21 protein-coding genes and 1 tRNA gene are annotated in these 24566 nt (G+C 42.9%); 14 read left to right on the top strand and 8 right to left on the bottom strand.

Features of this window, described 5'->3' with window-relative positions; all coding sequences use genetic code 11:
* Positions 1-52: 52 nt before the first annotated feature.
* Complete coding sequence (locus tag VB775_RS02795) at positions 53-895, bottom strand: glutaminase (RefSeq protein ID WP_281007008.1); 843 nt, start codon at positions 893-895, stop codon at positions 53-55.
* Between the two features lie 42 nt (positions 896-937).
* Positions 938-1501, bottom strand: coding sequence for a phycobiliprotein lyase (locus VB775_RS02790; protein ID WP_407073005.1), 564 nt, complete (start codon positions 1499-1501; stop codon positions 938-940).
* A gap of 425 nt (positions 1502-1926) precedes the next feature.
* On the opposite strand from VB775_RS02790, the gene VB775_RS02785 reads away from it, so the two are divergent.
* The 9 genes from VB775_RS02785 (at position 1927) to VB775_RS02745 (ending at position 13296) form a co-directional block, all read left to right on the top strand.
* Positions 1927-2715 carry a pentapeptide repeat-containing protein gene (locus tag VB775_RS02785; RefSeq protein ID WP_281007006.1) on the top strand — a complete coding sequence of 263 codons (789 nt, stop codon included), beginning with the start codon at positions 1927-1929 and terminating at the stop codon, positions 2713-2715.
* Between the two features lie 194 nt (positions 2716-2909).
* Positions 2910-4481: an iron uptake porin gene (locus tag VB775_RS02780; protein ID WP_281007005.1), complete on the top strand. Its 1572-nt coding sequence runs from the start codon at positions 2910-2912 to the stop codon at positions 4479-4481.
* A gap of 51 nt (positions 4482-4532) precedes the next feature.
* On the top strand, positions 4533-5003 hold the full coding sequence (locus VB775_RS02775) for a cupin domain-containing protein (RefSeq protein ID WP_281007004.1): 471 nt from the start codon (positions 4533-4535) through the stop codon (positions 5001-5003).
* A 68-nt stretch (positions 5004-5071) separates the two neighbouring features.
* Positions 5072-5833, top strand: coding sequence for an SDR family NAD(P)-dependent oxidoreductase (locus VB775_RS02770; protein WP_281007003.1), 762 nt, complete (start codon positions 5072-5074; stop codon positions 5831-5833).
* An 89-nt stretch (positions 5834-5922) separates the two neighbouring features.
* Positions 5923-6945, top strand: coding sequence for an AEC family transporter (locus tag VB775_RS02765; RefSeq protein WP_281007002.1), 1023 nt, complete (start codon positions 5923-5925; stop codon positions 6943-6945).
* A gap of 189 nt (positions 6946-7134) precedes the next feature.
* On the top strand, positions 7135-8073 hold the full coding sequence (locus tag VB775_RS02760; protein WP_281007001.1) for a phosphoglycerate dehydrogenase: 939 nt from the start codon (positions 7135-7137) through the stop codon (positions 8071-8073).
* A 23-nt stretch (positions 8074-8096) separates the two neighbouring features.
* Positions 8097-8747: an HAD family hydrolase gene (locus VB775_RS02755; RefSeq protein ID WP_281007000.1), complete on the top strand. Its 651-nt coding sequence runs from the start codon at positions 8097-8099 to the stop codon at positions 8745-8747.
* A gap of 82 nt (positions 8748-8829) precedes the next feature.
* Positions 8830-10239, top strand: coding sequence for an ABC transporter substrate-binding protein (locus VB775_RS02750; protein ID WP_281006999.1), 1410 nt, complete (start codon positions 8830-8832; stop codon positions 10237-10239).
* Positions 10240-10311: 72 nt separating this feature from the next.
* Positions 10312-13296, top strand: coding sequence for an ATP-binding protein (locus VB775_RS02745; protein WP_281006998.1), 2985 nt, complete (start codon positions 10312-10314; stop codon positions 13294-13296).
* 51 nt (positions 13297-13347) lie between these two features.
* Here the strand turns inward: VB775_RS02745 and VB775_RS02740 are convergent, their stop codons facing one another.
* On the bottom strand, positions 13348-14193 hold the full coding sequence (locus VB775_RS02740; RefSeq protein ID WP_281006997.1) for a response regulator transcription factor: 846 nt from the start codon (positions 14191-14193) through the stop codon (positions 13348-13350).
* A 207-nt stretch (positions 14194-14400) separates the two neighbouring features.
* On the opposite strand from VB775_RS02740, the gene VB775_RS02735 reads away from it, so the two are divergent.
* Together VB775_RS02735 and VB775_RS02730 are read left to right on the top strand one after the other, a co-directional pair.
* Complete coding sequence (locus VB775_RS02735; RefSeq protein WP_281006996.1) at positions 14401-14829, top strand: NUDIX hydrolase; 429 nt, start codon at positions 14401-14403, stop codon at positions 14827-14829.
* Between the two features lie 220 nt (positions 14830-15049).
* Positions 15050-15122: transfer RNA gene (locus VB775_RS02730), tRNA-Glu, on the top strand.
* Between the two features lie 74 nt (positions 15123-15196).
* Here VB775_RS02730 and dapB read toward each other — a convergent pair.
* From dapB to glcD, 3 genes are all read right to left on the bottom strand, one after another.
* Entirely contained in the window at positions 15197-16018 is an 822-nt protein-coding gene (dapB, locus tag VB775_RS02725; RefSeq protein ID WP_281006995.1) for a 4-hydroxy-tetrahydrodipicolinate reductase, read from the bottom strand.
* A gap of 46 nt (positions 16019-16064) precedes the next feature.
* Positions 16065-16451, bottom strand: a complete 387-nt coding sequence (locus VB775_RS02720; RefSeq protein ID WP_323216628.1) for a hypothetical protein — start codon at positions 16449-16451, stop codon at positions 16065-16067.
* A 253-nt stretch (positions 16452-16704) separates the two neighbouring features.
* Entirely contained in the window at positions 16705-18207 is a 1503-nt protein-coding gene (gene glcD / locus VB775_RS02715) for a glycolate oxidase subunit GlcD (RefSeq protein ID WP_281006993.1), read from the bottom strand.
* A 256-nt stretch (positions 18208-18463) separates the two neighbouring features.
* On the opposite strand from glcD, the gene VB775_RS02710 reads away from it, so the two are divergent.
* Both VB775_RS02710 and VB775_RS02705 read left to right on the top strand, forming a co-directional pair.
* Positions 18464-21118, top strand: coding sequence for an ATP-binding protein (locus VB775_RS02710; RefSeq protein WP_281006992.1), 2655 nt, complete (start codon positions 18464-18466; stop codon positions 21116-21118).
* 304 nt (positions 21119-21422) lie between these two features.
* A complete protein-coding gene (locus tag VB775_RS02705; protein ID WP_281006991.1) occupies positions 21423-22061 on the top strand; it encodes a TMEM165/GDT1 family protein in 639 nt (212 codons plus the stop codon).
* Between the two features lie 42 nt (positions 22062-22103).
* Here VB775_RS02705 and gcvH read toward each other — a convergent pair whose 3' ends face one another.
* On the bottom strand, positions 22104-22490 hold the full coding sequence (gcvH, locus tag VB775_RS02700; RefSeq protein ID WP_281006990.1) for a glycine cleavage system protein GcvH: 387 nt from the start codon (positions 22488-22490) through the stop codon (positions 22104-22106).
* Between the two features lie 124 nt (positions 22491-22614).
* Positions 22615-23334 carry a TerC family protein gene (locus VB775_RS02695; RefSeq protein WP_281006989.1) on the bottom strand — a complete coding sequence of 240 codons (720 nt, stop codon included), beginning with the start codon at positions 23332-23334 and terminating at the stop codon, positions 22615-22617.
* 251 nt (positions 23335-23585) lie between these two features.
* Here VB775_RS02695 and VB775_RS02690 point away from each other — a divergent pair, with 251 nt between their 5' ends.
* Positions 23586-24248, top strand: coding sequence for a pentapeptide repeat-containing protein (locus VB775_RS02690; protein ID WP_281006988.1), 663 nt, complete (start codon positions 23586-23588; stop codon positions 24246-24248).
* Positions 24249-24566: the final 318 nt, after the last annotated feature.

The following is a 24566-nucleotide window of genomic DNA, read 5'->3' as shown; positions in this document are numbered from 1 at the left end:
TTAGGGCTATTTATAATTCAGTATTGTGCAGCGAAGCCACGCACTACTAAATTTAAGATTGACTATAACTTTTAACCTGTCGAACTAGAAATACTCCCGCAACGGAATTTCCAAAGTCATCAAGAGCAGGGCTATAGCAGGCGATCGCCGCTTTATCAACAATAATTGATAACAAAGCCCCACTAATACTGGACTTTGAAGGTAATCCCAGATCTTTGGCAAAGTCTGCTGATGACTCATACATGCCACATTGAGACATGATTTCTAAAACTATGGGGATATGTGGCGATCGCTCAGCACTAACTAATAAAGTGCCTATTTGCGCCAGATCTTGAACATTACCGCGCAAACAACAAATTTCTTCATAAACTGTAAGGGCTTGACTAGGATTCGCAATTATTCCCAAATATTGAAGTTGATCGGCGATCGCTAAGTTCCGTCGATTAGGCACTGATCGCACAGAATCTAACATGGCTAAATCGATCACCAGATTTGCTCCAGAGCGTTGATTGAGCCAATTTTGTAAAGTATCACAGGAGCTTAATAGTGAAGAAAGTGCGATCGCACCACTATTAATCATCGGATTTTTGGGCTTGTCATCAGGAATTGCATTAAACGGATCGTTACTCGGTTGATAGTCAACTATCTGAAAAACTGCATCTCTACCAAGATTTTCCAGCAAATAAAGTAACAAAAATGGCTTGATTATGCTCATCAACGAAAAAGTTGTGGCGCTGTCACCAGCCATGATGAGATCGCCTTGTACCTGCTGAATCGCGATCGCGATCAAAGCTGGATCAGCCTTAGCCAGCAAAGGAATATAACTTGGCAGCTTTCCCCTAATGGCTTCTTGTCGTGCTAATTGTAGCCATTGTTGAAGATGATTTTCGAGCATAAAATCCCACTAATTTTGTCAAGATAGCGCTTCTCTCTGTCTTTACAACATTTTATTACGCTGCACCATCATCTCTAAATCTGCATCACCCACACATCGGCGCTCAGAGCAGTAAGTCATCAAATAAACGCCATTATTCATAAGTACAGTACTCGCCCGCACGCGAAAATCATCGGTGATAAACCAACAGCGTTCTTGCCCCTGATTATTGTCATATTCTGTATCAATAGTCAAAATACCATCGTTACCAAACCAATAGCGGCTAACCACAGGTATTTTTTCGACATATCCTTGATTTCGTAATAATTTGCCCGATCGCCCTGTTTGATCGTCTGGTACATCCACTAAAACTGCGGCATGGTCAGGATTTGGCTCCGCCCCGCCCTCTTCATGGGGTTGCCACATAAAACTTGCACCACAGGAGGCGATCGCCAAATCAACACCTTGCGATGTGCAGATTGTTTGGACTCTGGTATCGTTCTTAGCAACAAAATTGACATGGATTTTCGATTCCCCAGATTCATCGGCGACACTATCAAAATGATGTACGGTGCGATGAATAAACCAAACTCCTTCACTTTTTTTGAAAAAGTCCATCATTGTCATCGGCGGAACAAGCACTGTGAAAACTCCTTATCTCAAAACAAATAATTTTCACAAAATGTTGCTTAGGGCTTCTCCGTAAAGTAAAGAAACAGATTTTTGATGGTTCTGCGAAACCGCACCATCAAAAATCTGTTTCTTTATTAAATTGCATAACACTTAACAACACTTTGTGAAAATTATTTAGGATTACTTACTTAAGGAAAGTTACCGTAAAGTGCGATCGCTAAACCCAGATTTTTGCTTAAAACTGGAAAGAAGCCTATGATCGCTTTATTAGGTTAGGCAGCAATTCGCGCCACCTAACTCAACAAAGTGACACCAAAAATTTGGTAGTGTTGCAAAGTAATTTTTTGTAATTTTTTTTGTGGGTAAAAAGTGCCCGCAACGCAATTACATCGCAATAGTTTCAATCAAATCATATAGTTATGTCAAAAAGCGCCCAACAAGTTGTAGCTGCGATCAAAGCTGGGATTACATTAACCAGAGAAGACTTATATCAGATTAACTTAAGTGAATGTGATTTGCAAAAAGCCGACCTCCAAGAGGCAATCCTAATTAGGGCGAATTTAAGTTTGACAAATTTAAGTGAAGCTAATCTCTGTAAGGCTGATCTCCGTAGTTCAAATCTCCGTCAAGCCATACTAAAAAGAGCTAATCTTCAAGGTGCTTATCTGTATCGAGTTGATTTCAGTGGTGCTGATTTAAGCGGGGCAAATTTGACCGATGCTAAATTGCAAGGGGCAAGGTATAACAGTCAAACTATTTTTCCTGAAAATTTCGCCTACAAGACTTCAGGGGCGATCGGACCAAATGCAAGTCTGAATGGTGCGCCACTAAATACAGCTAATCTCAAAGATGCAGATTTACAAAATGCAAATTTGATCGGTGCTTATCTGGGTGGAGCCGATCTGACGGGTGCAAATTTGGCGGGAGCGCGATTAGTGCAAGCGGATTTACGCAAAGCCGTTTTGACTGGCGCTTATTTACGCAAAGCTCGATTAAATGGGGCAAATTTGGCGGGAGTTGATCTCCGTGCCGCCGATCTCACTGATGCTGATTTTGAGAGATTTGAAAGTATCGCAGGTGCAGATTTTACTAATGTTCAGGGTTTGTGTGATGAGATGCGATCGCGTCTACTCAGTCACCCTCAACAAGAGCTAAATACTCTTAATCAATTGACACTCAAGACCACATTAGCCAGCTTAAGCAGATAGATTTGTGAGGGTGCATTGCTCGCCATCATTATTTATCTGCTTTAAAATATCAGCCAAATATGCCTTTGACATCCAAGGCTAAGAAGTTTAACCTTATATATAGGTGTACCAAGAGGATAATCTTTAGGATGTTTAAGGTAAAAAGTTCTTCTGCTCGTACTGTAGCGTGCTTGTCTTTTTTAACAGCTTTGTCTATGTCACCGCATCTTGCACATGCAGAAACACCGACATCGCCTATCAAGACTGACAGTTATAAAGCTATACCACTAGACCCTTTAACCACTCAAGCGCAAAATGTTACATCTGTATCTCAGCTTAGTGATGTAAGACCAACCGACTGGGCTTTCACCGCATTGCAATCTCTGGTTGAGCGCTACGGATGTATTGCAGGCTACCCAGATAGTACTTATCGTGGCAAACAAGCTACTAGCCGTTACGAATTTGCCGCAGGGCTGAATGCTTGTCTTGACAAAATCAATGAAATCATCTCGGCTGGCTTAGCTGACAAAGTTAGCAAAGAAGACTTAGCTACCCTACAAAAGCTACAGGAAGAGTTTGCCGCAGAGCTTGCTACTTTACGTGGTCGTGTTGATGCCCTTGATGCCAAAACTGCCAAGCTAGAAGCACAACAGTTTTCCACCACGACAAAACTCACTGGCGAAGCAATCTTCTCACTAACCGCAGGTAGCGGTGGACCTGCGGATGCCAGATCCAATGTCACTTTAGGCAATCGTACTCGCCTTGTCCTCAATACCAGCTTTACAGGTAAAGACTCACTCCGAACTCGCTTGGAAGCAGGTAACAACCTCGCAGGCACTGGCGGCGGAAATAGTCTCGCCAACTTGCTAGGAACTAACACTGCCAGAATTGGTCCTGGGTCTTCCACTACAGACAACTCATTTGTATTAAACCTTCTTGATTACAAGTTTCCTGTCTCTGACAAGTTAACTCTTTATGTTGCTCCCATCAGCTTCCCAGATGAGTTCTTCACCGTACTTTCACCTGTAGCTAGTAATGGTCAAGGTTCAATTTCTCGGTTCGGTCGCTTTGATCCCCTGATGCGTATTGCTGGCACATCTTCTCTATTTGCCTTTGATTGGAAAGTTTCCGACCAATTTAAGATTCAAGCAGGTTACGGTGCATCCAACACAGCTTCGCCTGCACCTGGTGGACAGGGTGGTTTGTTTGGTGGATCAACCATTGCTCTAGTTCAGCTTTTGTTCAAACCTGCTGAAAATCTAGATGCTTCCGTCACCTACGCAAATACTTACCATCAGTTTGCAGGTAATGGCAGAAGTTCTTTGGGAACTGGGCTAACTAACTCAGAATCTATTACTACTGATGGGATTAATGCTGTAGCTGGTTCAACTAGAGCTAACTCGATCGCAGGCAACTTAGCTTGGAAAATCACCCCAAAAATCTCTTTCCATACTTGGGGAACCGTGATTTTTGCTGATGCCGTTAACACTTCCGCTTCAACCACCTTCACCAGTTGGATCGCAGGTTTAACCTTCAATGATTTATTTAGCGAAGGTAGTATGGGAAGTGTTCTATTTGGACAGCCGATTAACCGCTCATCAGTTGGTGGCTTGGCAAATTTGGGAGCAGTTAATTCGACTCCCTATCATTTAGAACTGTTCTATCGTTATCGTCTCAGCAGGAATATCAGCATCACCCCTGGAGTTTTCTGGGTGTTTAATCCTGAAGGTGTGAGTACTAACCCAACTGCAACTGTTGGTGTAATTCGCACAACGTTCTCGTTCTAATAAATATAAAGGCACGCTAAGCGTGCCTTTATATTTATTATGATAATTTTCATGAAAGTTAAATGGAGTAATTCAGCTATGACCACGATCGCCAAACAAGACCGCGACCTTGCTACGGTAATGAAAGATGATGGTGTTGCCAAAGCGAATACCCATGACAGCATCAACCGTATTTTTAATCGTTTAGAAGACATCAAAAAAGAGATGGGTGAACCATCTTGGTCGGTACGTCTCATTTATACCGACATGATGAGTGCGGTTATGATTTGTCAAAAACCTGGTGAAAGTAATCGTACTCACTATCATGCCAACGAAGATGAGTGGTGGGTAATCATGGAAGGCGAGTTAGAGTGGGATGTGGATGGACATGGAGCTTACCATGCTACCAAGGATGACATCATTTTTGTGCCGCGCAAGGTAATCCATAATATTCGCGTTGTTGGTGATAAACCTTCAATCCGTTTGGCGATCGGCAAACCTGATGTAAATCATATTTTTGTGGAAGATCATGTTTTTGAGTAATGAATTGCTGCGCTAAGCGCAGCAATTCATTACTCAAAAAACATTTAAAAAATTAGTTAATTCAGCTTATGACTAAACCCCATGAATTTCCCCACGATTTTAAGGGGAAAGTGGCTATTATTACTGGGGCAAGTAGTGGCATCGGTCTGGCAGTGGCTGAAGCGATCGCGCTTTACGGAGCGCATACTGTGTTTATCTCGCGTAGTGGTGCAGAGGCGATCGCTTCAGAACTAAATGCAACGGGTAAATCAGCATTGTCGATTCCCTGTGATGTTTCTGATGAAGATCAAGTTAAACAAGCGATCGCCACAGTCTTTCAGACCTATGGACAGATTGATATCTTGATTAATAATGCTGCAATTAACCAAGTTGCCAAGATTGAGGATATTTCCCTCGAAGATTGGAACAACGTTATGGCAACAAATCTCACGAGTCAGTTTCTCTGTTGCAAACATGTAGTGCCAATCATGAAGCAACAACAAAGCGGCAAAATCATCAATGTTTCCTCGATCGCGGGGCATTTTCGCAGTAAATTGTCAGGAATTCATTACGTTACCTCAAAAGCAGGAGTAATTGGCTTTACAAGACAGCTTGCTTACGAGCTAGCCCCTTTTCAAATTAATGTCAATGTGGTTTGTCCCAGTCAAACCTACACACCAATGCTAGCCGCAACTTTACCACCTGAAGCAGAACAAAAATTGATCGACTCCATTCCCCTAGGTAGAATTGCCTCAATGGAAGAACAGGTCAATGTCATTCTATTTCTAGCTTCGCAGCTATCTAGTTACATGACAGGTGCGATCGTTGATGTAAACGGGGGACAGTTATAAAACCAAAATTGGTGGGGCGGCTTTGCCGCCCCACCAATTCTCTAAAATCTAAAATAGCCCTTTAATTTATTTCTTATGGTTGAAATTTTATGTTCACGTTAGAAAACCCTCTCGTCATGCTCTACGTGAGATTAATTGGATGGACTCTCTTAGGCTATGTCTTAGGAAAGCTCCTCCCCAAAATCTTTACTACTTATCTCGGTAAGGCTTTACTGTTTGTGGGTGTTCCGATCAGTATTATTTCTTTTCTGCGTCAAGCGGATCTATCGGGATGGATCGTGATTGCTCCAACTACAGCTTGGGTAGCAATTTTAGTCGGTGCAGGACTAGCTTGGATTTGGATCGATCTTGGTGTAAGTGACGAAAGATTTAGTAAGTTATCAAGGGGGATTACTTCTAGAGAAAAGAATGTGGAAACAAGTCCTAGTATGGATGCAACCATAGAGCATGAAACTTCGTGGTCAGGGGCAACACAGGGGAGTTTCTTACTTGCGATGACTTTGGGAAATACTGCTTTTATGGGATATCCCGTCAGTCTGGCTCTGGTGGGACCACAATATTTTGCTTGGTCACTGTTTTATGATCTGATTGGCTCCACGATCGCGGCTTATTCGGTGGGGATCGCTCTGGCTAGTCGCTATGGCAGCATGTCTGGCGGTCAAAAGACACCAAATCCATTTGTGTCAATGGCAAAGACACCCGCTTTATGGAGCTTACCAATTGGGGTGGGAATGCGATTTATCCCTTTACCTACAGTAGTTACATCGGGGATGAGTACGATCGCTTGGACAACAGTAACTTTGTCCCTTGTGATGATTGGGATGCAGCTAAGTCAATTAAAGACTCTCCGCAACGTCAAAAGAGCCTTAACTTGCCTATCCATTAAGATGCTATTTACCCCATTAGTGGTTGGTACAGGGCTAATGTTTTTTGGGGTAACGGGAGAACCTCGGATGGCAATGGTTTTACAAATGGCCATGCCCCCAGCTTTCTCGACCCTTGTAATTGCCCAAGCCTATAATCTTGATCGCGATCTAACGGTTACCACCTTAGCTTTTGGAGTAGTTCTTTTATTGTTCACCATACCCATTTGGTTATGGCTATTTTCATAAAATCCACCTTTGGCTTCAGCTATATAAAATTTAATTTTAGGTATATTTTTATGTAATCCATAAACAAAAATCATTAGTTTAATCTAATCTTTGCGTGAAAAATAGTTGAATATATCAGCCATAGTTATGTAGACTTACTGGAAAATTCTTGACAGAATTGATAAGACCAATCTAGAAAGCAATAAAAACATGCCTAAACTACTAATCAGTACTTCGTCTTTTGATGTAAAAAGCAATCAGGTATTGCAAAGTTTACAAGCCCAAGGCTTTGAAATTGTTTTAAATCCCTATGGTAGAAAGCTCAAGGAAACAGAGGTTTTAGAGCTACTGAGTGATGACGCTATTGTTGGCATGATCGCAGGTGTTGAACCGCTGACTCGTAATGTTCTAAAATCAACAAAATCTCTAAAGGTAATTTCACGGTGTGGAATTGGAACCGATAGTGTAGATCTCGTGGCGGCTGAAGAATTGGGGATTCCAGTTCACATTACCCCTACCGCTCCTGTGATTGCAGTGGCTGAGTTAACAGTGAGTTTGATTCTTTCAACTTTGAGACGCACTTCAGAGGCTGATCAGAGCTTGAGACAAGGGATTTGGAAACCTCTTATGGGTAAACTATTAGCGGCTCAAGTTGTAGGGATTGTGGGGTACGGAAGGGTTGGGAAGCGAGTGGGGCAGCTTTTAGGAGCTTTTGGGGCGCAGACAATCGCTTATGATATTTTTTGCAATTCTCTATTTGCGGATACTATGTGTTTGCCATCGTTAGATGAACTTCTTGAGAGAGCAACCGTTGTCACCTTGCATATTCCCTACAGTGCCGAAAACCATCATTTAGTGAATCGCGATTTTATTCAAAAAATGCCTTCTGGCAGTATTTTTGTGAATGCATCTAGGGGAGGGTTAGTTGATGAGGAAGCTTTATACGAGGCTTTGGTGTCAGGTCATTTAGCGGGAGCCGCCCTTGATGTTTTTGAAGAAGAACCATATTCTGGCAAGCTACTCTCTCTTCCTCAAGTTGTCTTGACTCCTCATATGGGTTCCTACGCCAAAGAAGCGAGAACTCAGATGGAACAAGAAGCTTCTCAAAATCTGTTTGACAGCCTCGTAAATCTAGGTTTAGCCAAGTGATTCAAAATACCATGACCGAAATCATGACTAAAAGCATCCCTAAAAAATATGAAGCGATCGTATTTGATTTTGATGGAGTCCTTGTGGAGTCAGTAGATGTCAAAACTCAAGCTTTTGGTGCTTTATACGCAGAATATGGCGATCGCATTGTCGAGCAGGTGAAAGCCTATCATCTACTTCATGGAGGCGTGTCAAGGTTTGACAAGTTTCGGTATTATCACGAAGTTTTGCTGGGTAAAACTTTAACCCAAGAAGAGGAACTGAGACTGGGAAATCTATTTTCGCAATATGTCGAAGATGCAGTAGTAGATGCAGTTTATGTGTCAGGAGCCTATGATTTTTTAGAAAATACTTATCAATCTATCCCGCTATTTGTAGCGTCAGGAACTCCCGATCAAGAGTTAAAAAGGATTGTGTCACGTCGGAATATGAGCCATTATTTTGTGTCTGTGCATGGTTCTCCAGACCAAAAAGGAGATATTATTCAAAGGATTTTGTCGAAATATGATTTCGCGCCTGATCGCGTATTGATGGTTGGCGATGCGATCGCTGATTATGAAGGTGCGATCGCTGCGGGTGTAAAATTTATAGGCAGGGTGATGCAATATCCTAAAACTGCTCCCTTTCCTATAGGGACAATAGTTCTCCCAGACCTTGTTGAACTAGTCATATAAAATTCAACATAAACATTGCTTTACGATGTTTATGTTGAATTCTGAGATTTCCAGTTTTGCTTGATTTTTATCTTAAAAACCTATGCTTCGTCGTCAGTTTAATCGATTATCTCTGTCTCTAGCAGGTTTGGGTTTGGCAGCCTGTAGTGATTCCACAGTTTTAAACTATCGAACTCCCGAAAAAAGTTCTAAATTTCGGGTTTGGTGGATTCAAAGTTTCTATCCTGCTGAGACAGAGGCTCTTTCACAAATTGTGGCGGAGTGGGAAAAAAAGAATAATACAAAGGTAGAGATCACTTTTTATAATGATGGCTCGATCAACCGTGATGCTGAAAATGCCCTTGAAAACGGAAATCCGCCCGATATCTTATTTAGTAATACCGCCGAGTTTGCCCTCTATCCAAAATTGGCATGGCAAAATAAATTAGTAGATGTTTCCGATGTTGTCGAACCTGTTAAAGACTTATTTAGCCCGATCGCCCTTAAAGCTGTTGCCTATAAGAATAGTGCCAACCCTAAGCCTGCTTACTATGCAGTACCGATCGCCCAATTAGCGGCTGGCTTACATTATTGGCGCGACCTCCTTGCTGATGTCGGAATGAATGACACTAGTATTCCTAAGGATTGGGATGGATTTTGGAAGTTCTGGCAAACAGCCCAAGACCGCGCTAACAACAAAGGTAAAAAAGATCTCTATGGGATTGGGCTACCCATGTCTGCGGAAGGTACGGATGTGATCTTCATGTTTGAGCAGTTTCTCACTGCTTATGGGGTTGAGTTACTGGATGACAATGGACAATTGCAAGTTGATAATCCCAAAAATCGCCAAGGCATTATCGACGCATTAACAAAATATGCGGGATTTTACAAGAGTAAACATGTTCCGCCCACGGCTGTGCAATGGACAGATGCTGACAATAATCAAGTATTTCTAAGTCGCAATTCATTCATGACTACCAACCCAGGTTTGTCTATTCCTGCTTCTCAGCAGTTCGATCAGGAGGTCTACAACAAAAAATTAGTAACAACAGAATGGTCACTTGCACCCGATGGCAAACCTCTCAACTATTTAGTTGCCGTGAAGCAAGCAGTTATATTTGCTGGTGCTAACGTTGGAGACAACAAGGATGATATTGCTAAGGAAAAAGCAAGGCAAGATCTTGCCAAAAATTTGTTGTCCCACATTATCCAACCTGATAATTTACTCACCTATTTGAAGGGTGCAGGAGGAAGGTATTTTCCGACCATGCCCAAATTATTGGAAGATCCCTATTATAAAGATTCCAAAGACCCCCATATTTTGGCAGCAACTAAGCAATTTCAGAATACAAAATCTTTCTATACATCGCAGAATCCTGCTTATTCAGAAGTAGGCGCAAAGCAAATATGGGGGAAAACCATCAAATCTGTAGCGACAGGTGCGAATACGCCTGAGCAAGCCGCCAATGAAGCGATCGCCCAAATTAAGAATATTTTCACCCAGTGGAAATGATCTGAATGATTAAGTGGTGCTTCGCTCCGCTTATCATCCCCTTCTGAATCGTTAGTAAAGTGAGTATAGAAGATGATCAACCAATTTAAGAAACGCTTGCTGCTGCAACTTGTGGCATATTTTTCAGTTCTGTCGATTGTCACAGTTTTAGTCGTTGCTGTAAGTGCAAATACGCGCAGTCGTGATGCTCTGAGGAAATCAGTAATTGATAGACTCGCAGTAGCCACATCGTTAAAGGAAGCTCAAGTAAATCAATGGGTTGATAATCAACGGCGTGATGTAATTTTGATGACGCAGTTACCAGACCTGATCGTTAATTCTGAAATCACTTTTACGAAAGATCGCGAATCTCCAGAGTTTAAAGCGGCTGTGGAATCTCTCCAAAAGTTTATGGCGGATGTATCCTCAGTCAAACCAAATATTCGTCAGATTTCGATCCTAACAAATAATGGGATTACAATTGTTTCCACCGACAAACAAAAAGAAGGAAAATATCAGCCTCTCGGCAATACCACTACTTACTTTACTCGCGACCAATCCCGCGTTATTGTTCCTAACTTCTATATATCGCCAATTTCAGGCAAGGCGGCGATGACTTTTGCTGCGCCCTTAATTAATAAATTAGGAGATCGCATTGGTGTCGTCGCCGTTGATCTAGATTTGCAAGGGGTGGATGATATCATTCGCGAACGTACTGGACTAGGTGCGAGTGGTGAAACCTATTTAGTAGGGAGACTGACCGCTAGAAATGTTCTGATTTCAGGGGCAGGAGCAGATAATCAGCAACTTACCAAAGATATCACAAGTGAAGGTATTGCCGCCGCCGCATTAGGAAAAGATGGGGAAGGATTGTATAAAAACTATAAAACTGTTCCTGTACTGGGTAGTTTTATTTGGATTGACAACCTTAATCTGGCCTTACTTGCAGAAATCTCACAATCAGAAGCCTTTGAGCCAGCCGATCGCCTAGCTCGTGATATTTTGCTGATTGGATTAAGCTCCGCAGGCATCTTATTGACGGCTGTTTACTTGATTGCGAGAAGAATTTCTCAACCAATTTTAGCGATCGCCGATGCCGCCAACCAAGTCTCTGGAGGTAATCTTAATTCCCAAGCGCCTGTATTAACTGAAGATGAAATTGGGATTTTGGCGATCGCGTTTAATCAAATGACATCTCAACTTAAGGCTTCTGGAGAACAATTAGCTGATTACAGTCGGACCCTAGAGCAGAAAGTCGAGCAGCGCACCAGCGAGATCAAAGCGATCATTGACAACATGGTAGATGGATTGGTGGTAGTTAATAGTGAAGATCAAATTACCCAATTTAACCCAGCGCTTGCAGGCATGATCGGGATCAGCAGTAAAGCTATTTCTAAGGCTGCAAGTTATAAAGAAATATTTAAAGCGGAAGAAATCACTAATCTAGTGACAAATACGAGAGAAAATCCCAAACAAGTCTTTAGTGATGAGTTCTCTTTACCTGACCGACGTATTGGTAAAGCAGTTGCCACTTCGATTTTTGGCGAAGAACATAGCTCAGAACAAACTCCTTTGGGAACAAATTATTTAGGTACGGTAATTCTCATTCGCGATATTACTGCCGAGAAAGAAGTAGATCGGATGAAGACAGACTTCATTTCCACAGTATCCCATGAGTTACGAACACCTCTTACTTCGGTACTGGGATTTGCTAAATTGATTCAGAAAAAGCTGGAAGAGTCCATATTTCCTCTAATCCAGACCGATGACAAGAAAGTGAATCGAAGTGTGCGTCAAGTCAGTGAAAATATTGAGATTATTGTATCTGAGGGAACGCGTCTCACCAAGCTAATTAACGAAGTTCTAGATGTTGCCAAAATCGAAGCTGGTAAAATGCAATGGAATATGCAACCAATGGCAATTACGGAAGTAATTGATCGGGCTTTTTCGGCAACTTCAGCCCTTTTTGAACAGAAGGGATTAGCCCCAGTACGGGAAATTGAAGTGGATTTGCCAGATGTCTATGGAGATAAGGATCGCCTGATCCAAGTTGTAATTAATCTCATTTCTAATGCTGTGAAGTTTACTGAGCAAGGCTGTATCACCTGCCGAGTTAGACAAGACAATCAATTTATTGTGGTCAGTGTTGTCGATCAAGGCGTAGGCATTTCAGAATCCGATCAGCCGAAAGTATTTGAGAAGTTTAAGCAAGTTGGCGATACGCTGACGGATAAGCCTCAAGGAACAGGTCTAGGACTACCAATTTCCAAGGAAATCGTCGCCCATCACGGCGGCAAAATTTGGGTAGAAAGTGAAGTTGGCAAAGGTAGTACATTCTCTTTCACTTTGCCGATTAGTACAGGAGCCGAACAACTTCCTTCTATTAATTTTGATATTCTCATTGAGCAACTCAAGAAAAGAGTTGTGTCTGATGGTCAACCTCCAACTGACAGCCCAAGTGCAATTGATCATCCCAAAAATATTCTTGTTATTGATGATGATCCTAGCATCCGTAATCTCCTCAGACAGGAATTGGAAGCCAAAGGATATGTTGTGCGCGAAGCAGGAAGTGGACAAGATGCGATCGCCAAAGTACGAGAAAGTCGCCCTGATCTGATTACCCTTGATATTGTGATGGAGGGTATTAGTGGCTACGATGTAGCCGCGATCCTCAAATCTGATCCTGCGACATTAGATATTCCGATTATCATTGTTTCTGTATTAGATGACAAAAACAAGGGTCGCCATCTAGGTATTGATAGTTATGTGACGAAACCCCTAGATATGGCGATATTGTTGCGTGAGGTAGATATTCTTTTATCTAGTAAAGCTTCTACGGGCAAAAAGATTCTCGTGGTTGAAGATAACTTTGGCTCGATCGAGCTATTGATAGAAATGTTGCAAAATCAAGGTTTCTTACCATCTAAAATCTCTCCTCACGATGATTTACGCGCCAGTGCGATCGCATCTCAACCTGATGTAATTATCGCTAGCACCAAGTTAGCAGAGCAGGTACAGGCTCTCCGTGCTGAGCAAAATATGGAACATATTCGCTTTTTATTAATTGCTGACCAATAGCAATAATCAAATAAATAAAGGCGGCGCTTTGCGCCGCTTTTATTTATTGCCCTAATATTTAGCAAACGACCGACTGGGCGGAGCCGTAAATTGTGGGGGGCGATCGCTATTGGAGTTATTTAAATTTTGAGAATTTGGACGTAAAGGCGATCGCATTAACGCTTCAGGATTAAATCGATAGCCAATATTGCGGACTGTTTGGATTAGATTGGGCTGTTGTGGATCAACCTCTAGTTTTTTGCGTAACGATAAAACATGGGTATCCACAGTCCGAGGATTATTAATCTCATCTGGCCAAGCCCGTTGCAGAAGTTCAGCACGACTAAGGGCTAATCCTTCAGATTGCGCGAGTACATACAACAAACTAAATTCTTGAGGCGTTAAGTCGATCGCATTGCCTTTGAGCCTTACTTGTCGTTGTACCAGATCGATCTTCAGTACACCGTAGTCTAAGCAAGCGGGGGGCGCAGATGTGCGTAATCTGCGGGTCAAGGCTTCCACTCTTGCTAGAAATTCCTGCATCCCGAAAGGCTTAGTCAAATAGTCATCCGCACCCGCCTTTAAACCTTCCACAATGTCAGATTCATTGGTGCGTGATGAAATCACGAATATTAAGGAACTTCTTTGCTTATGAAGCCAACGACATAACTCGATACCATCCCCATCAGGCAGATCGGTACTTAAGATGACCAAGCTCGGCTGCTGTTTTTGAAATACCAGCTTTGCTTGCTGACAACTTACTGCCTGAAATACCGAATAGCCAATCTGCTGCAAATGCCAACCCAAGAGAGAGGCAAGATTCGGATTACCTTCTACAATTTCTATGCTGATTGGAATCAAAGAAATACTCTCCTGCCGAGTAATGCCTATAGCTCTCGGATTATGAAATTGGATCATAACTTAGTGTCATGCCATATTTTGTAGCTGTAATTACCCTCTAGACCACGAAAGGCGCTGTCTTACACCTTATAGTTCACAATAATGTTGAACTTTCTAACTCATTAAGACTTCACCGTAAAATAAGGAACTGTTTGTTGATGGTGCGGCTTCGCCGCACCATCAACAAACGGGTTTTTCTTTACTTACAACAACTTTACCAATCCAGTGACTTATCGAAATCCTGTTCCCACGGTTGATATTATTATTGCCCTGCGCGATCGCCCCCATCAACCGATTGTCCTAATTGAGCGGCTGAATCCACCTCACGGCTGGGCGATCGTGGGTGGATTTGTTGATTATGGCGAACGTCTCGAAGATGCCGCGAGGCGAGAGGCTCAGGAAGAAACAGGGCTACAGGTGGAGTTAATCGACTTGCTAGGGCTTTATTCAGATCCTAGTCGAGATGAGCGTCTCCATACGATTAGTGCGGTGTATATGGCTGAGGCAGTGGGCGAACCAAAGGCTGATGATGATGCTAAGTCTGTTGGTTGTTTTACGGCTTGGGAAATACCTAGCCAGTTATGTTTCGACCATGCTCAAATCCTGCAAGATTATTGGCGCTATCGCAACTATGGTATTCGCCCCAAGCTATAGCACAAATCCACAAAGTTCTGGATTTGTGCTATGTAGCTACCGTCGATTGTGTTAGGACAAAATCAAAACCCAAGAAGAGAATGGCGGCGCGAAGCGCCGCCATTCTCTTCTTGGGTTTTATGTCCTCATACACTTGGCAACAGCTATATAGCAAAAAAGTTTGCTTTAAGTGTTGACAAAGGTTCAGTCATGTATGTATCTTAATAAAGGTCAAGAACACGCCCCCATCGTCTAGAGGCCTAGGACACATCCCTTTCACGGATGCGACGGGGATTCGAATTCCCCTGGGGGTATTCTTGAACAACAAAAAAGCACTTGCATTGCAAGTGCTTTTTTGTTGTTCAATTGCGCGATATACACGAGAACTTTATAGTAATTTTTCTAAGCCGTAAATAAGGGACTTGAGCGCAAGTACTTTGCGGACACAGAGCAACATACCTGCCATGTAACAAGTGCGATCGCTAGCATTATGTTCAATTTTGAGAGTTTCACCCATCGCCCCAAAAATCACTTCTTGACGCGCAACTAGCCCTGGTACACGCACACTGTGAATGCGAATGTTCTCGCCATAGGTCGCGCCCCTTGCGCCAGTGAGATGTTCTTTTTCATCAACAAGAGCAGGATTAAAGGATTGACCTAGCTCTGAGAGCATTTGGGCGGTTTTGATAGCAGTGCCACTAGGCGCATCAGCTTTTTGATTGTGGTGCAATTCGATAATTTCCACATGCTGGAAATATTTAGCAGCAGCGATCGCCGCCTGTTGCATCAAAATCACCCCGACGGAAAAATTTGGGGCAATGATACAGCCTGTACTTGCCTTGTCTGCGAAAATGGCAAGGTCGGCAATTTGTTGTTCGCTTAAACCTGTTGTGCCGACAACGGGACGCACACCATAGGCGATCGCTGAGCGAATATTGTCATAAATAATGCTGGGATGTGTGACATCAACCATTACGGGTAATTGCGACTCTTGAGAGGCTTGGGCAAGCACGACTTCGAGATTGTCAGTCACAGGTATCTCTAATTCACCAATACCAATCACTTCACCGATATCTTCGCCGATGTGTTTGCGACCGATCGCTCCAACTAGGGACATGTCTGGTGCTTGGGCGATCGCTTTGATTATTTCGCGCCCCATTTTGCCTGTTGCCCCAGAGACAACAACAGGGATTTGTGCATTATTGGTCATGGATTAAAACTGGAAAGCAATATGTTTTACGAGCTTAGCTTACAAGTTAGCTGTTTTTTGGGCTAATCGCTCTATGAGCGAATTTAATCCCTCCAACAATCGACAAGAAAATACCACAGCTTAAGATCGCTAATATTGTTTCCTGTGGCTTGGGGGAAATAATTACCATAAATCCTTTATCTTTAATCAATGACGAAAAGCTAGACACACAGAATGGCATTAAATACAGTCGAAATGTTTGCCAATAATCTACTTTGCTATTGCTAGCAGAGACGCTTAATATCAGAGCAGTGCCAATTACTACACTGATTCCTATGGCATTTATCCATATTTTAGGTGTCGGGTCAAAATAAAAAATGATGATTACTAAATACCAAATTAAATAGCACCATAAAATCAATTTGTTGAGTTTGATATCTCGAAAATATTTCATTATCCATTTCATTATTTTTATACCCTGAAAATTACCATAAAACCCAAGAAGTGAGGGGCGGCGCTTTGTGCCGCCCCTCACTTCTTGGGTTTTGGAAACACGTTGCGTTCCAATATTTTCCTAGAACTCGTCGCCCAATTTACCCAAACAAGTCCCAAAGCTACAAAAACCTTCCGCAAAACAACCTAAGCCCACGAAATCAACAAAAACAAAGCGATCGCCAAAAGCCTAATTGTCAAAATGTAAAATCGCTCTAAAATCTCTCTACTAACTTAAACTTAGCATCGCTATGACTAGGCTTTGCTCCTTCACCACAAGTACGTGGAGTCGGCAAAATCTTGGTTGGATTCGCAATTCCTTGGGGATCAAAAACATCGCGAATCCATCGCATCGTTTCTAAATCAGTTTCGCTAAACATCTCAGGCATATAGCACTTCTTATCCGCACCAATACCATGCTCACCAGAAATGCTACCACCAACACGCACACAGAGCTTAAGGATTTCACCGCCTAGTTCCTCCACCGTTTCTAGAGCGCCAGTTTCCGCATTGTTATATAGAATCAATGGATGCAGATTGCCATCCCCAGCATGGAAGACATTGGCAACATGGTAGCCATACTTCTCACTCAGTTTCTCAATCTCCTGCAACACATAGGTAAGCTTAGTACGCGGAATCACTCCATCCTGCACATAGTAATCAGGGCTAAGGCGACCCATTGCCGCAAAAGCTGCCTTTCTTCCTTTCCATAACCTGAGACGTTGTTCGGGATCGGTTGCAGTGGTCACATTTCGCGCCCCATTTTTATAACAAATTGCTTCAACTCGTTTAGCACTTTCAGCAACTTCTATTTCTAATCCATCTATTTCAATCAGCAAAATCGAAGCCGCATCACGCGGATAACAATTTGTAGCTACTGTATCCTCGACCGCATTAATACTCATGTTATCCATGATTTCCATTCCCCCCGGAATAATACCAGCACTGATGACATCGGAAACCGTTGATCCTGCGGCTTCCATGGTAGTGAAATCGGCTAAGAGGACTTGGATCGATTCAGCCGATTTAAGAATCTTGAGAGTTACTTCAGTGGCAATGCCAAGGGTTCCTTCAGAACCGACAAAAATACCAGTGAGATCGTAACCTGGACTTTCAGGGATTTTGCTGCCAATATCTTTGATCGAGCCATCGGGCAGAACAATCTTGGCTCCGAGAACGTGGTTTGTAGTGACTCCATATTTGAGACAATGCACACCCCCTGAGTTTTCAGCGACATTGCCACCGATAGAGCAGATGATTTGACTCGAAGGATCGGGGGCGTAGTAGAAGCCTGCACCGCTTACGGCTTGGGTCACCCAGTTATTAATTACTCCAGGTTGGACGACAACGCGCTGATTCTCAAAATCAACTTCGAGAATTTTTTTCATGCGGGCTGTGACGATTAGTACTGAGTCAGGCAATGGCAAAGCGCCACCCGATAAGCCTGTCCCCGATCCGCGAGCCACAAAAGCAACTTTGTAACTCGCGCATACTTTCACGACTGCCGATACTTCCTCAGTGGTCAGGGGCAGCACGACGATCGCAGGTTGTTGCTTATAACTAGTGAGTCCATCGCACTCATAGGCGAGTAATTCTTCGCGAGTACGCACCACGTAGCGATCGCCGACGATGGCAATCAAATCATGGGCGATCGCTTGCCAATCAATAGCCTGTGTTTGTGCTGAGGGAATATAAGAGATAGGGGCGATCGCGGTCATGCTGCATTTACAAGATAATAACTAAGCTAATTTTACCGCAGTTGGAGTTTAGCCGCCAAAATCAGCAAATATCACCAGATCAACAACTAAAAGATCCTTATACCAATTCACGAAAGTGTGACAACACTTTTATGAATTAAAAACCAAACCTAGTGAGGGTTCTAAAATCACAAAATGGCTAAGTCATTTTGTGATTTTAAAACCCTAGACTTTGTAAAAGTACTAAAATCAAACTAGATCGCCTAACTAAATTCCCATGACCAATGCCAACCTGCCCCGCCGAGAAAGTTTAGTCAATCGCTTAATTTTTGGGCTAACCACTAGCACCTCCCTGCTAGCCACAGCTACATTAATCCTGCTATTGCATATCCAGCAAGGCACACCCGAATTGGAAGCCTTCACCACATGGCTAGCGATCGTGATTTTCTCTGCGGGTTTAGGTTCAGGGCTATTTGTTGCCATTTCCATTATTCGCAGTATTCAACCACCATTATCAGAGCTAGCAGAAACAGCCGAAGAACTATCAACAGGCAACTTGTCCGCGCGATCGCAGTTAAATCGCGCTGATGAAATTGGAGAATTTGCCAAGGTTTTTAATCGGATGGCGGCGCATCTAGAAATTAAAACGGCTACCTTAGAAGCCCGTGATATCCAATTTGCGCTGCAATCCCTCGATCGCGTACTAGTAAATACTACCGATCAATACAAATTGATTAAAGCGAGTTTAGAGGAAATTTGTAAACTTACGGGCGCACAACTTGGAAGCATTTACCTTTGGGAAACTTCAACCTCACGTCCTGAGGGATATCTATTATTAGCGGCGGAATGGGGCTATAAAACTAGTCAAGCGATGACAGAAATTTCTCTGGGCGAAGGAATCATCGGTCAGGCAGGACAACTGCAAGAAGCAATTATTTGGGAAGGCGATCGACTGAAGGGGCAAACGCTGGTTTATCGAACTCCCGTTGGTGATTTACTTCCTCAAAGTCTTTCCGCCTATCCCCTGATGCTCAGAAGCAGCCTTGTGGGCGTTCTATTTTTAGGCAGTCTTACACCTCTGTCCGATCGCGGTCGGAATATTCTCCAATCAATTGGTCGTCGTCTTGCCACAGCGATTAGCAATGCCCAGAGTATTGATACGATCGCCCGTCAGCGTGAAGAACTAACTACGGTATTCGAGCAGCTTGCGGATGGTGTACTACTCAGCGATCCTGCGGGACGCATTCTCAAAATCAACTCCGCAGGGCGCAAAATTCTGAGTTTCAATGCGGTGAATGATGGTGTACCTGCATCACCAGTAATTGCCAAATCGATGGAAGAAATCGTCAAACAATTTGACATCAGACATCAAGATGGTGAACCCGTCGATTTAGCGAATCTCGTCGTATTTCGCGCCATGTCCACAGGCGAAGTGGTGGAAGATCAAGTGGTGTTGCGTCCCCCTGAAGGCAATGAAATCATTCTTAGTACGAAGGCTGCACCGCTTGTTGGCACGGAGTCAGAGCTAATAGGCAGTGTGATGATTTTGCGCGATGTGACCGAGCAGCGCTATCGCGATAAGGTGATGCAGGAAACCAACAAGATCATGATTGAGCAGCAAAAGCGAATGAGCATTTTGCAACGGCTCACCAACTTAATTAATCAACAGTTACAAGATCTTGATGTTCTTTTAGAATCAGTCGTAGAGGCGACTTGCGACGCGATTATGTGGGCGGAGATTTGTGTGATTGCCCTTTTCAATCCCAAGGAGAATCGACTAACTCTATCAGCAGCAAAGGGGTTACCCGATGATTTGCCTCTGCAAGAATCCTTTGACTTGAATGCTCAAAATCTAATTGCACAGGTATTTAAAGAAGGTATTCCCATTGAAATCAAAGCAGGGGAATCACATCTAATTGAGGATCTACCCGTTAAAAGTGCTTTATGTGTACCGATTGAATCTAGTCGCTCTGGGCGTTTGGGCGTATTAGCGATCGGACATTTTCATTTAGAGAGAGCTAGTTCTCGCGAAGATTTAAATCTATTGGCTTCCTTTGGAGTTCAAGCAGCGATCGCGATCGGCAATGCCCAATTAATCAATCAAATCGAAGCTCAAAATGCTCAGTTACTAGAGGCTACCCAACTCAAGAGTCAGTTCCTTGCGAATATGAGCCATGAACTACGAACACCCATGAATGCAATTATTGGCTTTTCACAAGTGTTATTACGTCAGCGTCGTGAGGCTCTTTCTACCAGCCAAATTGATATGGTAGAGCGCATTCTTCGTAATGGCAAAAATCTACTGGACTTGATTAACGATATTCTCGACCTATCGAAAATTGAAGCAGGAAAAATGGAAGCTCATCCAGAAATATTTAATCTTGATGAACTCATTCATCACACCTGCGAGAGTCTACAGCCACTAGCCAATATCAAATCTCTCAATTTTGTGTTTGAAAATCATATTGGTACTTGTGCCATTTATCATGACTCGATTCGGATTAAGCAAGTTATTACTAACTTAGTTTCTAATGCAATTAAATTCACCGATAATGGCGAAGTTTGTGTCGAGTTGAAATATGCTTCGGAAACACTAGATTCAATGATAGATAAGCCTATATCTGAGGTTATTACTTTGACAATTAATCCATCTAGTGAGGAATTACCGATTTCTCCTTTCGCAATATCAAATATTCTGATCTCTGTTCGCGATACAGGCATTGGGATTGAGCCCGAGTTTCAACGCACAATTTTTGAGCAATTCCGTCAAGTCGATCAATCTTCTACCCGTAAGCATGGAGGAACGGGTCTAGGTTTAGCGATTACAGAGCAGCTTGTTTTGCTAATGGGTGGCACAATTTCTGTAGAAAGTGTAGTTAATCAAGGTTCCACTTTTACAATCGAGTTACCACCAAGATTAAAAGATAATTAGAATTAAGAGAGAAATGCAGCACAAAGTGCTGCATTTCTCTCTTAATTCTAATTATGACAATTCATTATTGATTCACGATCAATTCATTATTGGTTCATTATGTGAAATGCTTATGCCAAGGTAGTTTCATTGCTTTCTATCTATTAGCAAATGCGTAAGAAATCTCTCGAAAAGACTTATAATCGAAGTCATGCCAAGTTAAGAAATGGCTACGCCATTTCTTAACTTGAAAACCAGTTTTTAATTTACGAAAGTGTGACAACACTTTTGTGAATTGGTATTAACTATCGAGAGAATTAAGAGATTGTTACAAGCTTTTACAGCAAGTTTATTGCTGATTACTATTTCGGAATTAGGGGATAAAACTTTTTTTATCGCTGTGATCTTATCGATGCGCTATGACCACCGCACCGTATTTTCATCAGTGTTATCAGCACTAGCATTGATGACAGTACTCTCGGTTCTGTTAGGTCAAGCCGTATCTTTATTGCCAAAGACTTACACGCATTATGGCGCGATCGCCTTATTCTTGATTTTTGGGGTGAAGCTAATTATCGATGCCATCCGCATGTCACCCAACGCAACCGAGGAAGTTGTCAAAGAAGCAGAAGAAACAGTTAGAGAGCAAGATCATCAAATTGCGATTCCCCTATTCGGCAAAATGTTAGCGCGTTATCCACAGATTGGCATTTGGATACAGGCTTTTGTGATGACGTTCTTGGCAGAATGGGGTGATCGCACCCAAATTAGCACGATCGCTTTGGCTGCTGCGAACGATCCAGTTTTTGTGACCTTGGGGGCAATCTTAGGTCATGGCATTTGTACGGTGATTGCTGTGATTGGTGGTCGTATGGTGGCAGGACGCATATCTGAGCGTGTAATTACAGGAATCGGTGGCGTTCTCTTTTTGATTTTTGGTGTAACTGCTTATTTTCAAGCTTAAAATTTCAAGCTTAAAAAAAGGCTGCACTTCGTGCAGCCTTTTTTATTGACCTTCTACCTTACTGCGATATTCACTGGCGGACATCGTGCCATCTAGTTCGCTTACATCTTCGAGGTTTACCTTAAGTAACCAAGATGTACCATAGGGATCATTGCCAATATTTTCAGGCTCATCCACTAAGCCCGTATTTGCTTCCATCACTGTGCCTGTTACAGGTGAATAGATATCTTCTACAGCCTTGACAGATTCGATTGTGCCGAAGGTTTGACCTTTTTCTACCCTTGTCCCCACTTCAGGAAGATCGAGAAACACAATATCACCTAGCTGATCGATCGCAAAAGCAGTAATACCCACTAAGGCTGTGTCATTCTCCAGCCGAATGTATTCGTGGGAGTTAGTGTATTTAAGGTCTTCAGGATATTCAAACATCTGGCTATTTTTCCTTTTTCCGTCTTGATTATTGTAGACAAAAGAGAGGAGCGCGAAGCGCTTCTCTCGACAAATTAATTATTGTAGACAAAAGAGAGGAGCGCTTCGCGCTCCTCTTAATAAATTATTTGGGCTGCTCAGCGATCGATTCAAGCTCATCTATTGGCTCACGCTTAGAAAATCCCCAGAGAAAAATTAGTCCAATACAAGTCAGCATCAACCATTCAGGCGGCACTAGACTATCAGAAAATACTTTGATAAATAGGCGCAAACCTACCAGCAACACGATTAGGTAACCTGCGGACTCAAGGTGGGTAAATTCTTCTAACCACTTGATAAATAATCCTGCTAAGAAACGTAAGGTGATGATCCCCGCTACACCACCAATAAGTACGAGCCAAGTCTCTTCTGCCACAGCCACAGCCGCCGTCACACTATCTAGCGAAAAAGCCAAGTCTGTCAGCGACACCAAAGCCACAACTTGCCATAATTTATCAGCCATCCGCACTGGATGTTTTGCGTCATGCCCTTCTTGGGCTTTTTCTAAGAAGAATTTGCCCGAAAGCCAGAGTAAATATACAGCACCAGCTAGTTCAAATTGCCAATATTTAATTACCCATGTCGCCGTAAAGATCAACACGACCCGCAACACAAAAGCCCCGATCAACCCATAGCGTAGCGCCCATTCTTCTTGCTTAGGATCTGGCAAACTCCGCACGATCGCGGCTAGAGCGATCGCATTATCCGCCGACAGAATTGCCTCTAGCAGAATTAGTACCCCCAAAATGGGAATGACTTCTGGTCGAAAAGAAAAATCATTCGTCTCTAGAAACTGCTCGAACATTCAGTACGATCCATAACAAAACATTAACAAATACTACAAGTATACAAAATCATCACACCAGCGCCGATATATAAATTACCCAAAGCCATAAAGTTGCGACCCTGCGGGTCGCAACTTTATGGCTTTGGGCGTTAAAGCGCGATAAGAACTCACCATTTGTTACTTTTATGGTTTGTTACATTTTGCGGTGTTGTGAAGAGGGAGCGTATGATAACAATTAAAGAGGGATTGCTAAATAATGGTACTTTTTTATGAAGTCTACAGCCTTTACTCACACCGTGACTGCGATCGCTAGCGCTCTTGTGACTAGCGTTATGACTATTGGACTCGCATCGAGTGTACAAGCTCAAAATAATGAACATTTTCAAGCTCTTTTAGAACATCGCACTTGTCAGCGCTGCGAACTGAGCGGTATTGCGGCAAATGGAGCTAATTTGCGCGAATCATTCCTTGACGTTGCAGATCTACGAAAAAGTATGCTCTCTGGTGCAACTTTGGCTTTTAGCACCATGTACTATGCTGATTTTCGTGGTGCGGATCTCAGCAACTCGGATTTGCGAAATACTTTCTTGATTCATAGCGATTTGATCCAAACAAATTTGTCTGGGACAAATGCGCGGAATAGTCGCTGGAAATATGCTGATTTAACTGAAGCTAATTTGCAAAATGCCAATTTGATTGATATTGAATTGGTCTACGCTAAGCTCAATGGCGCAAATCTTACTAATGCCTCTTTGCGGAATGCGAGCCTCTATGGCGCAGATTTGACAGGCGCAAATCTCAGAGGTGCAGATTTGTATCGTGCTGACCTCACCAATGCGAATGTAACTAATGTAGATTTGAGTCAAGCGAATCTCTGTCGTGCAACGATGCCCGATGGCAGGATCTCGATGCAAGGTTGCACCCAATTTTAATAGCGTTCATGTAATTGACACTACGTCAGTTTTTACCCCCCCCCTCAGTCCCCCCTTGGAAGCTACCGTGTACACACAAGTCTCTCTGTCTACGTTTGAGGTTTTAGATCCCCCCCAGCCCCCCTTAAAAAGGGGGGAGAATTTTCTTCTTCCCCCTTTTTAAGGGGGATTGAGGGGGATCATTAGTAACTCACGCTATAGCTGATGACTTGTGTGTTCACGGTAGCCTTGAAAGGGGGGAAGTCTAAGTTCTTCCTTTCCAAGGGAAGGTCTAAGTTCTCCCCCTTGAAAGGGGGAGTTAGAGGGGGGGCTAGAAAT

Origin of the sequence: Pseudanabaena sp. CCNP1317 (assembly GCF_034931345.1) — a bacterium.
In the GTDB taxonomy this organism is placed as follows: Bacteria; Cyanobacteriota; Cyanobacteriia; order Pseudanabaenales; family Pseudanabaenaceae; genus Pseudanabaena; species Pseudanabaena galeata.
This window is presented reverse-complemented; position numbering and strand designations above follow the sequence as displayed.

What these genes read in the sequence shown, in the direction of transcription:
- VB775_RS02750 (WP_281006999.1), top strand. Translation starts at nt 8,830, where the DNA reads ATGCTTCGTCGTCAGTTTAATCGATTATCTCTGTCTCTAGCAGGTTTG.
- VB775_RS02690 (WP_281006988.1), top strand. Translation starts at nt 23,586, where the DNA reads ATGAAGTCTACAGCCTTTACTCACACCGTGACTGCGATCGCTAGCGCT.
- VB775_RS02760 (WP_281007001.1), top strand. Translation starts at nt 7,135, where the DNA reads ATGCCTAAACTACTAATCAGTACTTCGTCTTTTGATGTAAAAAGCAAT.
- VB775_RS02785 (WP_281007006.1), top strand. Translation starts at nt 1,927, where the DNA reads ATGTCAAAAAGCGCCCAACAAGTTGTAGCTGCGATCAAAGCTGGGATT.
- VB775_RS02795 (WP_281007008.1), bottom strand. Translation starts at nt 895, where the DNA reads ATGCTCGAAAATCATCTTCAACAATGGCTACAATTAGCACGACAAGAA.
- VB775_RS02720 (WP_323216628.1), bottom strand. Translation starts at nt 16,451, where the DNA reads ATGAAATATTTTCGAGATATCAAACTCAACAAATTGATTTTATGGTGC.
- VB775_RS02755 (WP_281007000.1), top strand. Translation starts at nt 8,097, where the DNA reads ATGACTAAAAGCATCCCTAAAAAATATGAAGCGATCGTATTTGATTTT.
- VB775_RS02765 (WP_281007002.1), top strand. Translation starts at nt 5,923, where the DNA reads ATGTTCACGTTAGAAAACCCTCTCGTCATGCTCTACGTGAGATTAATT.
- VB775_RS02745 (WP_281006998.1), top strand. Translation starts at nt 10,312, where the DNA reads ATGATCAACCAATTTAAGAAACGCTTGCTGCTGCAACTTGTGGCATAT.
- VB775_RS02775 (WP_281007004.1), top strand. Translation starts at nt 4,533, where the DNA reads ATGAAAGTTAAATGGAGTAATTCAGCTATGACCACGATCGCCAAACAA.
- VB775_RS02695 (WP_281006989.1), bottom strand. Translation starts at nt 23,334, where the DNA reads ATGTTCGAGCAGTTTCTAGAGACGAATGATTTTTCTTTTCGACCAGAA.
- VB775_RS02780 (WP_281007005.1), top strand. Translation starts at nt 2,910, where the DNA reads ATGTCACCGCATCTTGCACATGCAGAAACACCGACATCGCCTATCAAG.
- VB775_RS02770 (WP_281007003.1), top strand. Translation starts at nt 5,072, where the DNA reads ATGACTAAACCCCATGAATTTCCCCACGATTTTAAGGGGAAAGTGGCT.
- glcD (WP_281006993.1), bottom strand. Translation starts at nt 18,207, where the DNA reads ATGACCGCGATCGCCCCTATCTCTTATATTCCCTCAGCACAAACACAG.
- VB775_RS02790 (WP_407073005.1), bottom strand. Translation starts at nt 1,501, where the DNA reads ATGACAATGATGGACTTTTTCAAAAAAAGTGAAGGAGTTTGGTTTATT.
- gcvH (WP_281006990.1), bottom strand. Translation starts at nt 22,490, where the DNA reads ATGTTTGAATATCCTGAAGACCTTAAATACACTAACTCCCACGAATAC.
- VB775_RS02740 (WP_281006997.1), bottom strand. Translation starts at nt 14,193, where the DNA reads ATGATCCAATTTCATAATCCGAGAGCTATAGGCATTACTCGGCAGGAG.
- dapB (WP_281006995.1), bottom strand. Translation starts at nt 16,018, where the DNA reads ATGACCAATAATGCACAAATCCCTGTTGTTGTCTCTGGGGCAACAGGC.
- VB775_RS02710 (WP_281006992.1), top strand. Translation starts at nt 18,464, where the DNA reads ATGACCAATGCCAACCTGCCCCGCCGAGAAAGTTTAGTCAATCGCTTA.